Origin of the sequence: Streptococcus sp. 27098_8_12 (assembly GCF_041432115.1) — a bacterium.
Lineage (GTDB): Bacteria > Bacillota > Bacilli > Lactobacillales > Streptococcaceae > Streptococcus > Streptococcus parasanguinis_V.
In genome coordinates, this window is sequence record NZ_JAPVZA010000011.1 from 41,963 (window position 1) to 59,323 (window position 17,361).

The following is a 17,361-nucleotide window of genomic DNA, read 5'->3' on the forward strand; positions in this document are numbered from 1 at the left end:
TAAAAAGCGAGGTTTCTCTCTATATTACAGAGAAAATCGACCAGCAAAAAGCTCTTCCTCCACTTCACTACTTTGTAAACAAGGTTTACAACTGTGTAAACAGCAACAACAGATTTCAATCCATAAAATTGAGGCTGAAACATCATCTCAGCCCCATTTGATTAGTGGTTTGCTTTGTTTTTGGAGATACTCCGAGATTTACCTTCCAAGTAAACCATTAAAATAGAGATATCCGCTGGATTGACACCTGAGATACGACTTGCTTGACCAATCGTTTCTGGATTAATTAATTTAAATTTTTGACGCGCTTCGGTTGCAATAGAGTCAATATCATCCCAGTCAATATTCGCAGGAATTCGTTTTTCTTCCATACGCTTCATTTTTTCGACTTGGTCCATTGCTTTTGAGATATAGCCTTCGTATTTAATTTCAGTTTCAATCAATTCAATGATTTTATCATCCAGTTCTTCAGCTGCAGGACCGATAAATTCTACCACATCTTGGTAAGAGACTTCTGGTCTTCGCAAGAATTCTTTAGCAGTGACAGCATCTGTCAATGGTTTAAAGCCCATTGCAGCAACCTTCTCATTGGTTTCCTTTACAGGCTTTAACTTAATGCTATCCAAACGCTTCATCTCGTTTTCAAACTGATACTTCTTGGTTTCGAAACGTTGCCAACGTTCATCATCTACCAATCCAATTGCTCGTCCCATTTCTGTCAAGCGCATATCGGCATTATCATGACGCAAAATCAGACGGTATTCTGCACGGCTTGTTAACAAACGATACGGTTCGATCGTTCCCTTTGTTACCAAGTCATCGATCATGACCCCAATATAACCATCACTGCGTTTCAAAATGAGTTCTGGTTTTCCTTGGATTTTTAGAGCCGCATTGATCCCTGCAATAATCCCTTGACCAGCAGCCTCCTCATAGCCAGACGTTCCATTGGTTTGGCCAGCTGTAAAGAGACCTGAAATTTTCTTAGTTTCCAAAGTTGAGCGCAATTGATGAGGCAAAACCATATCATACTCAATTGCATAACCCGTTCGCATCATTTCTGCCTTCTCAAGTCCCTTAATAGAATGGACGAGATCCCGTTGAACATCCTCTGGTAAACTCGTTGACAGCCCTTGAACATAGACTTCTTCTGTATTTCGTCCCTCAGGTTCTAAAAATAGTTGATGACGCTCTTTGTCAGCAAAACGGACAATTTTATCCTCAATGGACGGACAATAGCGAGGACCTACTCCCTTTACAACCCCTGTAAACATAGGTGCCCGGTGTAAATTATTTTGGATAATCTCATGGCTATGCCCATTCGTATAAGTTAACCAACAAGGAACCTGATCCTTTACATAATCTTCATCACGCGATGTATAAGAAAAATGATTTGGAGCTTTATCTCCGGGTTGAATTTCCGTTTCGTCATAATTAATTGACGACGCCTTTACACGAGGTGGCGTCCCTGTTTTGAAACGTCCAATTTCTAATCCTAGCTGTTTGAGATTATCGGCCAAATTGATAGAAGCTAGACTATGATTAGGTCCTGACGAATACTTGAGATCTCCAATGATAATTTCTCCGCGTAAAGCTGTCCCAGTAGTGACAATAACAGCCTTTGCTCCATATTCTTGGTGAGTTGCAGTCCTTACACCAACAACCTTACCATTCTCCACCAAAATCTCATCAATCATAGTTTGGCGAAGAGTTAAATTTTCTTGATTTTCAACCGTTTTCCGCATTTCTTTTGAGTAAAGTTCTTTGTCTGCTTGAGCCCGAAGTGCACGAACCGCAGGACCTTTACCAGTATTGAGCATTTTCATTTGGATGTAGGTCTTGTCGATATTCTTCGCCATTTCTCCACCGAGGGCATCGACTTCACGCACGACAATCCCCTTAGCGGAACCACCAATAGAGGGATTACAAGGCATAAAAGCCAGCATTTCAATGTTAATAGTCGCAAGTAAGACCTTACAACCCATACGGCTAGCAGCTAGGGAGGCTTCTACCCCCGCATGTCCCGCACCGATTACAATGATATCGTATTCTTCAATAAAATTATAAGTCATTTTTTCTCCTATTTCTCAAGATGGATGTGTCGTAATTTTCCGTCCCATTCTGGTAGGGCTGATTTTAAAAAGGCCGGTTTCAGGTCAACAGTGTGTAAATCATCGAAAGCAATCCAACGGCAAGGTAATTGCTTGGTATCTTCCTGCATGACCAAAGGTGCATCTTCTAGCAAGTCCACCAAATAATGAAATTCAATGTTATGGTAGTGGATTCCAGCTTGTTCAAAGTGATTTTCAACCACGAAAGCTAACGGACCTGCTGTAGATGTGACACCAAGTTCCTCTTTGACTTCCCGAACTACAGCATCCTCTGTAGTTTCATTGACTTGAATAGCACCTCCGATTGTATAACAGCCGTCCTCATCTTCTATGACGAACAAGCGATTATCTTTTACAATCAAAGCAGTCGCCCTCACACCAAAAACAGTAGAACCTATTTTCGTTCGAAAATCCTGTTGCCTCATTTTACTTCCTTTCGAAATCACACAAAAATAGTCAAAACTCTGAGAAGTGCAGGACAAAAAAGCCTGCAACATCCATGAGCTTTGACCATCATTTCTATTGCTTTTATTATTGTAGCAAATTGAGAAAATTTGTCAATTTAAATATACTAACACTGACGGATTGCTTCAAAAACTCCTTTGTCAATCTCAACTGGATCAGAGAATGCATCTAGAACAATCCCTCTCACTGGAAACTTTCCTATCCTTTCTGCAGTAAATAAACAGTCCGTAAAAGGTATTTGCAGCCAAGAAAAACGATCGTAATAATCTTTAGGAATATCCTGTTCCGTCAAGAAACAAGGATAAAAGTAGTCGTCTCCCTTTCGTAGAATATCCGGTTTTAGACGAATACCTTCTTGTTCGTCACTCCCATCCATTAAAGAAGCATTAAAGGGAACCCAAACTTTAGATTTCTTCAATTCCTTGAACAAAGCTTCAATTGACTCCGTCGTTTTTTCCCTCAAATATTGTTTCTTATAATCAGAGATAGTCTTTGTGTTCTCTATTTTTTTCTTAAAGAACTGAAACACTTTCGTTCCTCCTAGAAAATTCTAAATATACTGACAAACTTTTCCATCCCGATAAGCATTGTCAATCAAGCCACCGCCTAGACACTCTTCACCGTCGTAAAAAACAACAGCTTGTCCTGGTGTAATGGCTCGTTGAGGTTCTGCAAAAACCACTTCTGCCTTGTCACCTTTAACGTGTACAGTTACCTTAGAATCTGGTTGACGATAGCGGAACTTAGCTGTACACTCTAATGTAAACTCTTCTGGCATATCTCGTGTAAAGTGAACTTGACTAGCCTGTAAACTTGTTGACATCAATGCTTCATGGTAGAAGCCTTGACCGACATAAAGAATATTTTGACTGAGGTCTTTCCCAACTACAAACCATGGAGCATTGTCTCCACCTTGTTGGCCACCAATTCCAAGTCCACCCCGTTGACCGATTGTGTAATACATCAAACCAGCATGTTCACCCATATCTCGTCCATCGATGGTCATCATTCGACCTGGTTGGGCAGGAAGGTAGTTCCCTAGAAATTCTTTGAAATTCTTTTCTCCGATAAAGCAAATTCCAGTTGAGTCTTTCTTTTTAGCTGTTGCCAATCCAGCTTCTTCAGCTAGACGGCGAACCTCAGGCTTTTCCAAATGTCCCAATGGGAACATGGTTTTTTGAAGTTGTTCTTGTGACAGTTGGCTTAAGAAATAAGTTTGATCCTTCCCGTTGTCAACGCCACGTAACATATGGACAATGCCATCCTCATCACGCGCCACGCGCGCATAGTGCCCTGTCGCTACATAATCTGCACCGAGTGTCATAGCATAATCTAAAAAGGCCTTAAATTTGATTTCCTTATTACACATGACATCCGGATTTGGTGTTCGACCAGCTCGGTATTCAGCAAGGAAATATTCAAAGACACGATCCCAGTATTCTTTCTCAAAGTTGACAGAATAGTAAGGAATGCCAATTTGGTCTGCAACCGCTGCTACATCTTTGTAATCTTCTGTAGCCGTACAGACGCCATTTTCGTCTGTGTCGTCCCAGTTTTTCATGAAGATGCCGATGACATCGTAACCCTGTTGCTTTAATAATAAAGCTGTTACAGATGAATCCACACCACCACTCATACCAACAACAACACGTATTTTCGAGTTATCACTCATAGATTTCTCCCATCTTTTCGTTTCTCACGATTGAAGGTCGTGGTTTGCTTTAACGATTGAAGGTCGTTTTGAGCAGTTACCATTTTAACACGCTTTATATTAGAAAACAAGCATCTTACTATTCTTTTTGTTGATCAGGATCGATGGGTTTACAGGTCTGTAAATTTAAAAAGAGTCCTATTCAAGAACTCTTTTCAAACGAATTTAATACCAACCATTTGCTAACCAGAAATTTTTAGCTGCTGACCATGATCCATAACGGTTGACAACATATTGATTGGCCACTTTTTCTTGGTTTGCAGGTGATAAATCACCATTCAAATAAGTGATAGTCAATTGGTAACGACCATAATATTGGCCATTTTGTGCTGTATAACTACCACTTGACTCTTTTTGGGCAATCCATTCCTTAGCAGCTGCATCTTCCGCACTCAAGCCATCTGAAGCAGAGACAGTAGTTGTTACTTGTGTAGTATCAGTTTTACTAGCAGGAGCTTGCTCCGTAGTTTTCTGCGTTGTATTTGCATCTTCAATCTCAAGAACTTGTCCAACTGAGATGAGATTCACGTTACTAATCTTATTTTTCTTAGCAATCGCATCAACCGTTGTGTTTTTCTCTTTAGCAATAGCTGATAAAGTATCACCTGATTTTACAGTATAAGAATCTGCATTCGCTACAATTGGAAGGAAAAGTCCTGCAAGTAAACTAAGTCCAATAATTCGTTTCATCATTTGTTTTTTATTCATTATTATGTACTCCTTTATTGGTATACCTCTATACTACACAAGAAATATTTCATATTTATTGAAATAATGTGTCAAATATTTCAGTCAGATGTTAGAAATACTAAAAATCCAGGATAATATAAATGCTTTAAGCCCCCTTTAAGATTTCTCAGATATTTCGGGAAAAATAGAAGAAATCATCAGCCATATCTGATATAATGAAGTAAAGTGATCACAAAGGAGCAGAGCATGAACTCTTTAAAATTCCAATCAGTTTTTGATATTATTGGACCTGTGATGATCGGCCCATCCAGTAGTCACACTGCAGGTGCTGTTCGAATTGGTAAAATTGTTTCTTCTATCTTTGGAGAGGAACCAAAAGAAGTTGAGTTCCAATTATTTAATTCCTTCGCCAAAACCTATCGTGGTCATGGAACAGATTTAGCCTTAGTAGCGGGCATCTTAGGAATGGACACAGATGATCCTAGAATCCCAGATAGTCTAAAAATTGCACATGAACGAGGCATTCGGATTGTTTGGTCTATTCAAAAAGAAAGCAATGCTCCTCACCCAAACACAACGACTATTACTGTTAAAAATGATCATAAAACGATTTCTGTCACTGGAATCTCAATTGGTGGCGGCAACATACAGGTTACTGAGTTAAATGGCTTTGCTATCTCGCTAAATATGAATACTCCAACCATTATCATTGTTCACCAGGACGTCCCTGGAATGATCGCCCATGTAACAGAAGCTCTTTCTCGCTATGATATTAACATTGCACAAATGAATGTAACACGGGAAAAAGCTGGAGAAAAAGCGATTATGATTATAGAAGTTGACTCAAGGAGTTGTGAAGCAGCGATCGAAGATATCCGTAAAATTCCTCATCTTCATAATGTCAACTTTTTCAAATAAGGAGTTCATATGTTTTATTCAATTGTAGACCTCGTAGAACAAGCAAGCACGCAATACCAAGGAAACGTCGCAGAGTTAATGATTGCAACTGAATTTGAACTAACTGGTCGTGAACGAGAAGAAGTCCTACGATTAATGACCCGTAATTTAGAAGTGATGATTGATTCTGTAAAGTTAGGGTTAAATGAAAACCACTCTCGTAGTGGGTTAACTGGTGGGGATGCCGCAAAATTAGATCGCTATATCAAATCAGGGAAAACGTTATCTGACTTGACCGTCCTAACCGCAGCGAAGAATGCTATTGCTGTCAACGAACACAATGCTAAAATGGGACTGGTCTGCGCAACACCCACTGCAGGATCTGCTGGCTGCCTTCCCGCAGTTCTCACTGCAGCAACTCAAAAATTAGGGTTAAACCGTCAGCAACAATTAGATTTTCTACTGACAGCTGGAGCTTTTGGTTTAGTCATCGCCAATAATGCTTCTATTTCAGGTGCAGAAGGTGGTTGTCAAGCAGAAGTCGGTTCTGCTTCAGCTATGAGTGCGGCTGCATTGACACTAGCTGCTGGGGGAACTCCTTATCAAGCGAGTCAGGCAGTCGGTTTTGTCATCAAAAACATGCTTGGCCTCATTTGTGATCCAGTAGCAGGACTCGTGGAAGTTCCATGTGTCAAACGAAACGCAATGGGAGCCAGCTATGCCTTCATTGCTGCTGATATGGCCTTAGCAGGTATTGAATCAAAAATACCTGTGGATGAAGTTATTGACGCCATGTACCAAGTTGGTTCTAGTCTTCCGACTGCCTTTAGAGAAACAGCTGAAGGAGGATTGGCAGCAACACCGACCGGACGTAGATTACAAAAAGAGATATTTGGAGAATAACATGCAAGCCTTATTTTTTGATTTAGATGGAACATTAGTTGACAGTTCCAAGGGAATTACAGAGAGCTTTCAACATACATTCGATACTTTGAAGGTTCCTCAACCCGATCTCAAAACCATCCGTAGTTTTATGGGACCACCTTTGATTTCTAGTTTTGAAGCTACTCTTCCTGAAGCTTTGGTAGATCAAGCAGTGACGATCTATCGCCAGTATTATCATGAAAAAGGTCAATACAAATCAACTCTGTTTCCTCAGATAGTAGAAGCTTTGAAAGCATTACAAGACGAAAACATTCCTCTTTATGTAACCACTTCAAAACATGAACCAGTTGCTTTACAGATGTGTCAAGATTTAGGTATCGCTAAATACTTTAAAGGAATTTATGGATCAAATTCAGATCGTATCCACAAAGCCGATGTCATTCGATACGCCTTGTCAAGCAATGACCTTCCAAAAGAGGAGACAGTGATTATTGGGGACACAAAATTTGACCTCATTGGAGGTCAAGCAGTTGGTATAAAAACCATGGCAGTCACTTGGGGATTTGGAGATCTTGAAGAGCTACTTCTTTACTCACCAGATTTTATTTGTCACTCTCCACTTGATATTCTTGAGACATTAAAAAAATAGGTTTACAAATTGTAAACCTATTTTTTAATAACCCCAAGCTGATAAACCTTGTGAGCTATATGCATTGTATGCAGACTGGATTTGATCATCAACTGTTGCAGTTGAACCCCAACCTGGCATTGTTTGGAACAACCCACTAGCACCAGAAGCATTTGCTGCATTTACTTGACCATTTGATTCACGGGCAATAATTGCTTCCCAAGTAGAAGCAGGTACGCCAGTCATTTCAGCCATACGAGCAGCTGCATAAGATCCTTGTTCTCCAGCAGTATTCCCATTTGATAGAACAATTCCACCATTTGTTGATTGTGCAGAAGTCACTGCAGCATTTGCTGCATAAGTTGTTTGTTTTTGAGCAGTTTGTGCTGTTGCAGTTGCTGTAGGTGCACTTTCAGCAGGTTTTGCTTGCTCTTGTGGAGCAACTTTATCAATCATAGATTTTGAACGCTCACCTAACTCAATAATTTGTCCTGCATAGATCAAATCTTCATTGGTCAGATTGTTAGATGCAATAATATTTTCTACTGAAGTGTTATTTTCTAGTGCAATTTTTGATAGAGTATCTCCAGACTTCACTTCGTAAGTTTCAGCATTCACTGTAGCAATACCAGAAATGAAAAGTGATGCTGCTGAAAGTAGGGAAGTGACTGTCCATTGGAACTTTTTACTGTTCATGAATTCTATTCTCCTTTCGAACATAATTCTATCATACACACAAAATGTTACAGTTTATTGTAGAATATATTACAAATGTTACAAGAATATGTGAATTTAATGTAAAAAGCGCTTTGTATAGCGCTTTTTCCTTATTTTTGAACCAATACAACTAGCTCTATCCATTTTTTAGATAAAAAACTATCAACATGAGACACAGAATAACGAGCAATGCTAGGGTATCTTTTACTCCCCACTGCAGAGTCCGATAGCGTGTTCGTCCCTCACCGCCTTTGTACCCTCTCGCTTCCATCGCAATTGCTAATGCATCTGCGCGTTTAAAACTAGAAGCAAATAGAGGAATGAGGATCGGAATAAAGGAACGGATCCTTTTTAATAGATTTCCTTCACCAAAATCAACACCACGCGCCCTTTGCGCATTCATGATTCGATTCGTATCATCTACTAAGGTTGGAACAAAGCGCAAACTCATAGATAGCATTAACCCAATCTCATGAGCCGGAACCTTAATAATTTTTAGTGGTGTAAGGATCTTTTCAACAGCATCTGCTAAACTCAATGGTGTCGTCGTCACTGTTAAAATCGTCGAATAAAAAATAATTAAAATAAATCTACAAAATATGATGGCGGCTTGCATCAATCCTTGGTCGGTTAATTTAAAAAACCACCATTGATACAAAATAGTTCCTTGAGAGGTCGCAAATAATTGAAAAATAGTTGTAAAAGCAATGATAAAAATCATTGATTTTAAGCCTTTAATATAAAAACTAACCGAAATCCTCGTTAGATACATTAAAACAAAAATAAAACCAAAGAGAAGAACATTTGTCTGGATATTATTTGCCCAAAACAGAAGAAATATGAATAAAAACATTGAGAGCAACTTCCCACGAGGATCTAGTTGGTGGATAATGGAGTTTCCAGGAATATACCTTCCCAAAATCATATTATTCATGAAGTAACAGCTCCTTTAGTTCCTCAATTTTGATTGGTAGTCTGTCCAGAGGAAGTCCTCTTCGTTTCAATTGAAGAGCAAAATTCGTAATTTGTGGGACTCCTAATTGAAGTTTTTGTAAATACTCAACCTGTTGAAACACTTCCCTTGGGGATCCGTTTAGGACAAGTTTTCCCGCTTCTAAAGCAAATACAGTATCAGCAAAATTTGCTACATCATCCATCGTATGAGTTACCAGAACTAGGGTCATCCCATTTTTATGTAATGTCTCAAACAGCGCCATCAATTCCTTTCTTCCAGCAGGATCTAGACCTGCTGTTGGCTCGTCCAATACTAAAATCTCTGGTTCGATAGCTAAAATACCTGCGATCGCAACCCGTCTCATCTGTCCACCAGATAGTTCAAATGGACTTTTATCATAGATAGACTCTTCTAAACCAACGATCGCTAATTTTTCTTTGGCTATTTCCTCCGCTTTGTCCTTAGGTACCCCAAAATTCTGTGGTCCAAAGGCTACATCAGCTAGAACGGTTTCTGCAAACAGCTGACTTTCTGGAAATTGAAAAACCAAACCAACCTTTTTTCTCAGGTACTTCATTTCTTTTGGCTCAGAATGATTATCTAAAACAAAATCTTCAAATTGAATCGTTCCTTTAGTCGGACGCAGTAAACCATTTAGTAATTGCAACAAAGTAGACTTGCCACTACCAGTATGCCCGATAATGGCTGTATAAGATCCATCTTTTATTTCCAAACTAATATCAGAAAGCGCCTGCCCTTCAAAAGGACTTCCCTCTTGATAAGTATAATAGACATTCTTTAAAGAGATTCCCATAATTGGTCTAATAACTCACTTTCTGTTAGATAATCCTGTTTTAGCGGAAAATGCGAGCTGAGAGATTCTTGAACCTGCTTACTAAAAGGCTTATCTAGTCCAATCTCATTGAGGTCATTTCTTGAAAACAATTCCCGCGGCGTCATAGAAGACTCTAGTTTTCCTTTTTGAAACACGAGTGTTCGATCACTTAAGGCAATTTCGGTTAAATCATGGGTAATGGAGATAATTGTTAATTGAAATTTTTTCTGAAGTTCTCTCATTACCGCCATTAGATCCTCTCTACCTTCTGGATCTAACATACTAGTTACTTCATCAAGGATAATAATAGTTGGTCTCAAGGCGATAATACCTGCTATAGCCACCCGTTGCTTTTGACCACCTGACAAACGAGATGGTTCGCGATCTTTAAACTCCAGCATACCAACTTGCTCAATAGCCTTCTCCACACGTTGAAACATTTCTTCCCGTGGAATTCCTTGATTTTCTAAACCAAAGGCAACATCATCTTCTACTGTCGCACCAACAAATTGGTTATCAGGATTCTGAAATACAATCCCAATTTTACTACGGATTTCCCATATGGTCTCACGAGTCAGTTGTTTTCCATCAACGTAAATCTCACCAGACTCAGCTTCCAAAAGGCCATCAATCAGGCGTACAACTGTAGATTTCCCACTACCATTGTGTCCAACAATCGAAAGCCACTCTCCTTGTTTCACGTGAAACGAAACCGTGTCAATTTGATACTCTTCTACTGTTTTATCGTATCGAAAGGATACATTTTTTAGCTCAATCATCTGTTTCATTTATTTAAATGTGTCTTTAAAGAGATAGCTACTTCCCTTAAAGTAGTCGTAACCAGAATAAATTGTGAAAATCAATGCAATATAAAGCAACACTTGCCCTGGAAGTGTCCAATGGCAAAGCAAAAAGATAATGGCAAACATTTGGCTAAAGGTTTTAATTTTTCCTGGCATGGCTGCAGCAAGAACTGTACCACCTGTCTCAACAAGTAGAAGACGCAAACCAGTAACAGCTAACTCACGACAAATGATAACGGCTGCAATCCAAGCAGGAACCATTTTTAATTCAATCATCATGATAAAGGCTGACATGACCAATAATTTATCTGCCATTGGATCGGCAAATTTACCAAAATTACTCACTACATTCCATTTACGTGCAAGAAAGCCATCTAAATAATCTGTAATACTAGCAATTGCAAAAATAACTGCCGCTACAATATGTCCTAAGTAAGAGTGACTTAAACTTAAAATAGCAATAAAAATAGGAATCATTACAACCCGAATTAATGTCAATGCATTAGGAATATTTTCTTTTTTCATACTTCCTCCAAAAAATAAACTATCTTTACATCTATTTTACAGATGCTGTAAACTCATAAAAATATACGATATAAATCACAAAGCCAAGGATGACAAAACTAACTAGTAGATAATACAGGATTGGTAACCAGCTCGCTTTCTGTCTTAATTTTCTTGAATGAAGCTCTTCGTCATCTACAAGTATTTCTTCATCAAATAACAATTCTTTTCCTTCACGAAAAGCTGTCAATAGGATGGACTCATCTAATCCCAAAGCCCATGCTAACTTTTTAAGATAGATCTGAGCGTAAAAGGGACTCGGTAATAGATCAAACTCATCGTTTTCCAACGCTTCTATATAAGGAATTTCAATGGCTGTCTTATTTGACACATCCTGTAAACTTAAGTGTAAATTTACTCTTGACAGTCTTAACACTTGACCAATCGTTCTCTTCTTCATGTTTTCCCTTCTTGATACATTGTTTACTACTTTTGAAAAATCATATAGTCAACCATCTCAGCCTGGTCGATGAACTGACGTCCTAATTTGATGATATCTTGTAAACTAATACCTTGTAAAATCTTTGGAAGATCATAAGAAGTGCTACCGTCTGAAAAATATTCAAACTGAGTGGCACTATACTCAAGCGAATTTAAACCTTGTAAGAAATCACCAAACATTTCGCTTTTAATCGTATCCAAATGTTCCTGATTGACATCTGGATCCTTCTCAAATTGTTTGATTGCTGACCTAAATTGATGAGATAAGGACACCGGTTCTTGAGTATCCATTGTCAAAATAATGAAATGAAATAATTCCTCAACCTCGACTTCAAGTGTCAATGAGTTGTCAATCTTCCCAGCTTCATATAAACTTTGAAACCGTTGCGAAGTCCAACCAAACATCATCGAAAACAGTAATTTCAACATCAATTTATAACGAAATTTTTCCTCTTCCTTAATGATATCATTTCCTCGAATTCCAATTGCCAACTTAGGAGTAGCAACTTCCATTCTACAAGATTGATTCAATTTTACTTCATTTTTTTCTACAGGAAAACGTTCTAACTCCACAGATGGATGAGGAGGAACTAGATCATATTTCTTTACTACTTGCAATACTTCATCAACATCAAAGTTTCCGATCACTAATAAGTGCATTTGAGAGGGATGATAGAATAGATCAAAGTTTTCACGGAGATTATCTATTGTAATGTCAGAAATAGACTCCCTAGTCCCAGCAATATCATCTGCTAACGGTGTTCCAGGATATAAATTTTCTAAAGCACCAAAAAATAATCGATAGTCTGGACTATCTTGGTACATTCCAATTTCTTGTTGAATGATTTCTCTTTCCTTAGATACAGATTTTTCTGTAAAGGAAACCTTTGAAACCATCTCCAATAACAATTGAATATTTTCAGGGACCTTTGAAGTTGTTGAGAAAAGATAACTTGTCTTTGTAAAGCTTGTAAAGGCATTACTTTCCGATCCTAAATGAACGAATTTTTTTAAATAATCTTGACCATTTTCATCTTCAAATACTTTGTGTTCTAGAAAATGAGCAATTCCTGCAGGATATTGCCTTTCATGACCATTCACTAGAATTCGTGTATCCACTGAGCCAAACTTAGTTGTGATTATTCCATAGGTTTCATAATAATCTTCTTTGGGAATTAAATGAATAGTCAACCCATTTGACAAGCGTGTAAAGTAAACTTGCTCACCAACTGATTCATAATATTTTTCTTTAATTTTCAATCTTTACACTACTTTCCTTCCATAAAATAAACAGACTGTAAATTAATTGTTTTTGCCACTTCAATAATTTCTTCTCTACTAACCTTATCGATGGATTCTAACCACTCTTCTAAAGAAAGGACTTTCGTTCCTAGGATCGTTTTCAGATATTCCCTTTCAATCAAGGTATTTTGCCGATCCTGTGCTAATAAGGTCGTATTCACCAACATTTCTTTTGTCAATTGAAGCTCTGACTCTGTAAACTTGCCTCGTTTTAAATCATTCAACTGTCTCATAATCAAGGTCATTACTTTCGTACGAGATTCCTTATCAATGCCTGCAAAAACTCTCATAAAGCCTGTGAAAATATCAAAATGGCTAGAGATGGTATAAGCGAGACCTTCTTTCTCACGAATTGTTTGAAAAAGTCTTGAATGCGAGAATGCTCCCAGCATCCCATTCAATACAACAAGTGGAATATGGAGAGGGTCTCCATACTGGGTAGAGAAATGGTAACCTAATTCTAAAATAGATTGTTGATTGTGTTTTTGCTCTAACTTTTCTCTAACGACATTTGTAAAAGGTTGTTGATAGGTGACAGACAAATTGTTATCACGTGGCTTAAATTCAAAACTATTCACTCGATCTACAATAGCGACTTCATTAAAATCGCCTATGAAAAAGAAGTCAATGTTATCGAAATGAAGCATCTGATGAAACTGTGAAAGAGAACTTTGAGCTGTCTCTTGTCTCACTAAATCAACTTTTCCCAATCTTGATATCCCGATTGTTTCGTCTTCAAAAAATAGTTGATTCAATTGCCCATGGGCATAATAATAAGGCTCTTCAATTTCCGACTCCAAATCGGAAATCGTATTTTTCTTTTCAACCTCAAATGTATCACTGTCAAAGTAATCTGCTACTACCAAAGGTGAAAAGAAGATGATTTCTATAATGTCCAAAACCTCATCAGTAAGAACATTTTTTTTGCTTAAAAAATCATCGCGCACAAAGGAAATATTCAAATCAACATAATGAACACGCCCCCTCTTAGAGACTGAGGTTGACAATTCTACCCCGTATAGACTCGCTAATTTTTCACGGAATAATTGAGAAGTTGGATATTTTTGATTTGCAGTTTCCATCATACAGGCTACTAAAACACGCGCAGCCACGGTATTTTCATCTAATGGCGATGAAAAACGGACCTTAATTTTATTGGTTTTAAATTTTTTTGATTGAAGAAAGTGAAGATTCACGCCCTTTACTAATTCCATTTTCATCCTCGTTCTACTCAATAGTAACTTTCATTATAACACGAAATCACACTAAAATCCTAATTCAAACTGTGAAAAAGCTCCTCAAATCACTCAACATTCTCTACCCTAGAAAAACTAAAAATATGGTATAATAACACGCAAAGAGGTGAACTATGAATTACAAATTATTTGATAATTTTATTACATTACAAGCAATCTTAAAAGAACTCGGTATTATACAGAGTGGTGGTGCAATCAAAGCCTTTCTTCAAGAAAAAGAAGTCTTTGTTAATGGTGAATCAGAACAACGGAGAGGCCGTAAACTTCGTGTCAATGATCAAATTGACATTCCTGAACTGAGCATAACTATCACCATTCTTGAACCTTCTCAAGAAGAAATAGAAGAGCATCTTAAAGACAAGGAAGAAAAGGAACGTGTTGCTAAACTTGTCAAGCAACTCAATCAACAACAAAAGAAACAACCGAAAAAGTCTAACAAAAAAGAAAAAGCGATTCGCTTTCCTGGTATCTCGTAATGTGGTTAAAACACTTATCCATTCAAAATTTTCGTAATTATCAAGAACTAGAAGTCGAGTTTCATCCTGGATTAAATATTTTCCTAGGTCAAAATGCTCAAGGAAAGACCAATATTCTCGAATCAATTTATTTTCTAGCTTTAACCAGAAGTCATCGAACACGAAATGATAGAGATCTCATCTATTTTGAATCTACCGATTTTAAAGTGTCTGGTCAATTACAAAGAGAAACTGGTCCCCTTCCATTAGAAATTTCCTTGACACCAAAAGGTCGGATAACTAAGGTAAATCATTTGAAACAAGCCAAATTATCGAACTATATTGGCCATATGAATGTTGTCCTTTTCGCACCCGAAGATTTGCAACTGATCAAAGGATCACCTGCAGGGCGTCGAAAGTTTATTGACATTGAATTAGGTCAGATGAAACCTCTCTACTTATCTGACTTATCTCAATACAACCATGTACTGAAACAAAGAAATAGTTATCTAAAAAATTCGGAAAAAATTGATGCTACATTTTTGGAGGTCTTAGATTCACAACTAGCTAGTTTTGGAAGTCGCGTCATCCATCATCGGCTTGAGTTTATTAAAAAATTAGAAGCTAAAGCAAAAGAAAAACATACTCGACTTTCTGACAACAAAGAAGACCTATCAATTCAATATCAGTCAACTGTTTTTTCTGAAGAAGGAAATGATATAGAAGAGCAGTTTCTCTCTATGTTGGAAAAAAACCGTCAGAAGGATATTTTTAGGAAAACAACAAGTATTGGGCCTCACAGGGATGATTTGGCATTTTTTATCAATAATATGAATGCTACCTTTGGTAGTCAAGGCCAGCATCGAAGTGTTGTTCTCTCTCTAAAATTAGCAGAAATTGAATTAATGGAAGAAATCACAAGAGAAAAGCCTATTTTATTACTTGACGATGTCATGAGCGAACTTGACAATTATCGTCAACTTCAACTACTTGAAACCATCTCTAATAATATTCAAACATTTATTACAACGACCACTCTTGATCATTTAAAAGAACTGCCTGAAGAGTTGAAAATTTTCACTGTTCAAGCCGGTCATATCAAAACAGCATCTTGACAATACTGTCAAGATGCTGTTGTTTTTATTTACAAATGTGTAAATTTATTGTGCCGAGTAGTTAGGAGCCTCGTTTGTAATTTGCACATCATGAGGATGGCTTTCTTTCAATCCGGCGCCACTCATTTCGACAAATTGTGCATGATCATGTAAATCTTGAATGGTTGCTGCACCAACATAACCCATACCTGAACGAATACCACCGATCATTTGGAAGACCATATCTGCTACAGAACCTTTATAAGCAACGCGTCCTTCAATTCCTTCAGGGACTAATTTATTGGCTTCATTGACAGATCCTTGGAAGTAACGGTCGCTAGAACCTTTCTTCATTGCTGCAATAGATCCCATACCACGGTATGTTTTAAATTTACGACCTTGGAAGATTTCTGTTTCACCAGGTGCTTCATCTGTACCTGCAAGCATTGAGCCAAGCATTACTGCATTTCCACCAGCTGCGAGTGCTTTGACAATATCTCCTGAATACTTGATACCACCATCAGCAATGATCGTTTTTCCATATTCACGAGCTACAGCTGCTGCATCATAAATGGCAGTCACTTGAGGAACACCAACCCCTGCAACAACACGAGTTGTACAGATTGATCCTGGACCAATTCCGACCTTAACTACGTCTACCCCTGCATCAAATAATGCACGAGCACCTTCAGCGGTTGCAATATTTCCTGCAATCAAGGTACGATCTGGGAAGTGAGCACGAATTTCTGCAATCTTACGAAGAACACCCGCAGAATGTCCATGAGCAGTATCGATGACAATAGCATCTGCACCAGCTTCAAAAAGAGCTTCTGCACGTTCAAAAGTATCTGAAGTAACCCCTACGGCACCAGCCACAAGCAAACGACCAAATTCATCCTTAGCCGCATTTGGAAACTCAATAACTTTTTCAATATCTTTGATTGTAATCAAGCCAGAAAGACGACCATTTTCATCTACCAATGGTAATTTTTCAATACGGTGCTCTTGTAGAATGCGTTCAGCTGTTTCCAAATCAGTTCCAACTGGTGCGGTCACCAAATTTTCACTCGTCATATGATTTGAAATGGGTTGATTGTAATCAGAAATAAAACGCAAATCCCGGTTTGTAAGGATACCAACTAATTTACGATTTTCAAGTGTTTCAACAACAGGAACACCACTGATTCGGTATCGTCCCATCAACTCATCTGCTTCTGCAATTGTATGAGACGGAGTCAAATAGAACGGATCAATGATAACCCCATTTTCAGAGCGTTTTACTTTGCGTACTTCATCTGCCTGTTGCTCAATTGACATGTTTTTATGGATAACACCAAGTCCACCAGCACGTGCCATAGCAATTGCCATTTGACTTTCAGTCACTGTGTCCATGGCAGCAGTAATGATTGGGATATTCAAGCGTAAATTACTTGCTAATTGTGTACTTAAATCTGCATCATTAGGCAATACGTGACTTTCTGCTGGAATCAAAAGCACGTCATCGAATGTAAACCCTTTTTTTAAAAACTTTGTGTCCCAATTAGACATTAGC

Annotated in this window: 19 protein-coding genes; 5 read left to right on the forward strand and 14 right to left on the reverse strand. The window is 38.1% G+C overall.

Going from position 1 to position 17,361, the window contains the following annotated elements; all coding sequences use genetic code 11:
- Positions 1-161 precede the first annotated feature (161 nt).
- From mnmG to O3629_RS05890, 5 genes are all read right to left on the reverse strand, one after another.
- Complete coding sequence (gene mnmG, locus O3629_RS05870; protein ID WP_023919976.1) at positions 162-2,072, reverse strand: tRNA uridine-5-carboxymethylaminomethyl(34) synthesis enzyme MnmG; 1,911 nt, start codon at positions 2,070-2,072, stop codon at positions 162-164.
- An 8-nt stretch (positions 2,073-2,080) separates the two neighbouring features.
- Positions 2,081-2,536: an NUDIX hydrolase gene (locus O3629_RS05875; protein ID WP_195327046.1), complete on the reverse strand. Its 456-nt coding sequence runs from the start codon at positions 2,534-2,536 to the stop codon at positions 2,081-2,083.
- Positions 2,537-2,682: 146 nt separating this feature from the next.
- A complete protein-coding gene (locus O3629_RS05880) occupies positions 2,683-3,105 on the reverse strand; it encodes an SseB family protein (RefSeq protein WP_371608875.1) in 423 nt (140 codons plus the stop codon).
- Positions 3,106-3,126: 21 nt separating this feature from the next.
- Positions 3,127-4,248, reverse strand: a complete 1,122-nt coding sequence (mnmA, locus tag O3629_RS05885; RefSeq protein ID WP_371608876.1) for a tRNA 2-thiouridine(34) synthase MnmA — start codon at positions 4,246-4,248, stop codon at positions 3,127-3,129.
- Between the two features lie 204 nt (positions 4,249-4,452).
- A complete protein-coding gene (locus tag O3629_RS05890) occupies positions 4,453-4,995 on the reverse strand; it encodes a LysM peptidoglycan-binding domain-containing protein (RefSeq protein WP_371608877.1) in 543 nt (180 codons plus the stop codon).
- Positions 4,996-5,223: 228 nt separating this feature from the next.
- On the opposite strand from O3629_RS05890, the gene sdaAB reads away from it, so the two are divergent.
- From sdaAB to O3629_RS05905, 3 genes are read left to right on the forward strand one after another with little or no spacing between them, the layout of a single operon-like run.
- A complete protein-coding gene (sdaAB, locus tag O3629_RS05895) occupies positions 5,224-5,895 on the forward strand; it encodes an L-serine ammonia-lyase, iron-sulfur-dependent subunit beta (RefSeq protein WP_003002135.1) in 672 nt (223 codons plus the stop codon).
- Positions 5,896-5,904: 9 nt separating this feature from the next.
- Complete coding sequence (gene sdaAA, locus O3629_RS05900; RefSeq protein ID WP_371608878.1) at positions 5,905-6,777, forward strand: L-serine ammonia-lyase, iron-sulfur-dependent, subunit alpha; 873 nt, start codon at positions 5,905-5,907, stop codon at positions 6,775-6,777.
- A gap of 1 nt (position 6,778) precedes the next feature.
- The gene (locus O3629_RS05905; protein ID WP_070505962.1) at positions 6,779-7,408 is read left to right on the forward strand and encodes an HAD hydrolase-like protein; all 630 of its coding nucleotides are present in this window, start codon (positions 6,779-6,781) and stop codon (positions 7,406-7,408) included.
- Positions 7,409-7,432: 24 nt separating this feature from the next.
- Here the strand turns inward: O3629_RS05905 and O3629_RS05910 are convergent, their stop codons facing one another.
- The 8 genes from O3629_RS05910 to yfmF all read right to left on the reverse strand — a co-directional run bounded on the left by O3629_RS05910 (position 7,433) and on the right by yfmF (position 14,218).
- Positions 7,433-8,083: a LysM peptidoglycan-binding domain-containing protein gene (locus O3629_RS05910; protein ID WP_155168202.1), complete on the reverse strand. Its 651-nt coding sequence runs from the start codon at positions 8,081-8,083 to the stop codon at positions 7,433-7,435.
- A gap of 157 nt (positions 8,084-8,240) precedes the next feature.
- On the reverse strand, positions 8,241-9,038 hold the full coding sequence (locus O3629_RS05915) for an energy-coupling factor transporter transmembrane protein EcfT (protein ID WP_024054768.1): 798 nt from the start codon (positions 9,036-9,038) through the stop codon (positions 8,241-8,243).
- Positions 9,031-9,873: an energy-coupling factor transporter ATPase gene (locus tag O3629_RS05920; protein WP_021154152.1), complete on the reverse strand. Its 843-nt coding sequence runs from the start codon at positions 9,871-9,873 to the stop codon at positions 9,031-9,033. Before O3629_RS05920 ends, O3629_RS05915 begins: the two co-directional genes overlap by 8 nt.
- The gene (locus O3629_RS05925; RefSeq protein ID WP_371608879.1) at positions 9,858-10,682 is read right to left on the reverse strand and encodes an energy-coupling factor transporter ATPase; all 825 of its coding nucleotides are present in this window, start codon (positions 10,680-10,682) and stop codon (positions 9,858-9,860) included. The genes O3629_RS05920 and O3629_RS05925 overlap by 16 nt, the downstream gene beginning before the upstream one ends.
- A complete protein-coding gene (pgsA, locus tag O3629_RS05930) occupies positions 10,683-11,222 on the reverse strand; it encodes a CDP-diacylglycerol--glycerol-3-phosphate 3-phosphatidyltransferase (RefSeq protein WP_003009208.1) in 540 nt (179 codons plus the stop codon). It abuts the gene before it with no gap.
- 31 nt (positions 11,223-11,253) lie between these two features.
- The gene (locus tag O3629_RS05935) at positions 11,254-11,661 is read right to left on the reverse strand and encodes a helix-turn-helix domain-containing protein (protein WP_023919990.1); all 408 of its coding nucleotides are present in this window, start codon (positions 11,659-11,661) and stop codon (positions 11,254-11,256) included.
- Between the two features lie 26 nt (positions 11,662-11,687).
- Entirely contained in the window at positions 11,688-12,962 is a 1,275-nt protein-coding gene (yfmH, locus tag O3629_RS05940) for an EF-P 5-aminopentanol modification-associated protein YfmH (RefSeq protein WP_371608880.1), read from the reverse strand.
- Positions 12,963-12,970: 8 nt separating this feature from the next.
- Positions 12,971-14,218, reverse strand: a complete 1,248-nt coding sequence (gene yfmF / locus O3629_RS05945; RefSeq protein WP_371608887.1) for an EF-P 5-aminopentanol modification-associated protein YfmF — start codon at positions 14,216-14,218, stop codon at positions 12,971-12,973.
- Between the two features lie 155 nt (positions 14,219-14,373).
- On the opposite strand from yfmF, the gene yaaA reads away from it, so the two are divergent.
- Both yaaA and recF read left to right on the forward strand, forming a co-directional pair.
- Positions 14,374-14,736 carry a S4 domain-containing protein YaaA gene (gene yaaA / locus O3629_RS05950; RefSeq protein ID WP_371608881.1) on the forward strand — a complete coding sequence of 121 codons (363 nt, stop codon included), beginning with the start codon at positions 14,374-14,376 and terminating at the stop codon, positions 14,734-14,736.
- Entirely contained in the window at positions 14,736-15,830 is a 1,095-nt protein-coding gene (gene recF, locus O3629_RS05955; protein WP_350012290.1) for a DNA replication/repair protein RecF, read from the forward strand. Before yaaA ends, recF begins: the two co-directional genes overlap by 1 nt.
- Before the next feature lie 45 nt (positions 15,831-15,875).
- Here recF and guaB read toward each other — a convergent pair whose 3' ends face one another.
- Complete coding sequence (guaB, locus tag O3629_RS05960) at positions 15,876-17,357, reverse strand: IMP dehydrogenase (protein WP_003009220.1); 1,482 nt, start codon at positions 17,355-17,357, stop codon at positions 15,876-15,878.
- Between the last annotated feature and the right edge of the window lie 4 nt (positions 17,358-17,361).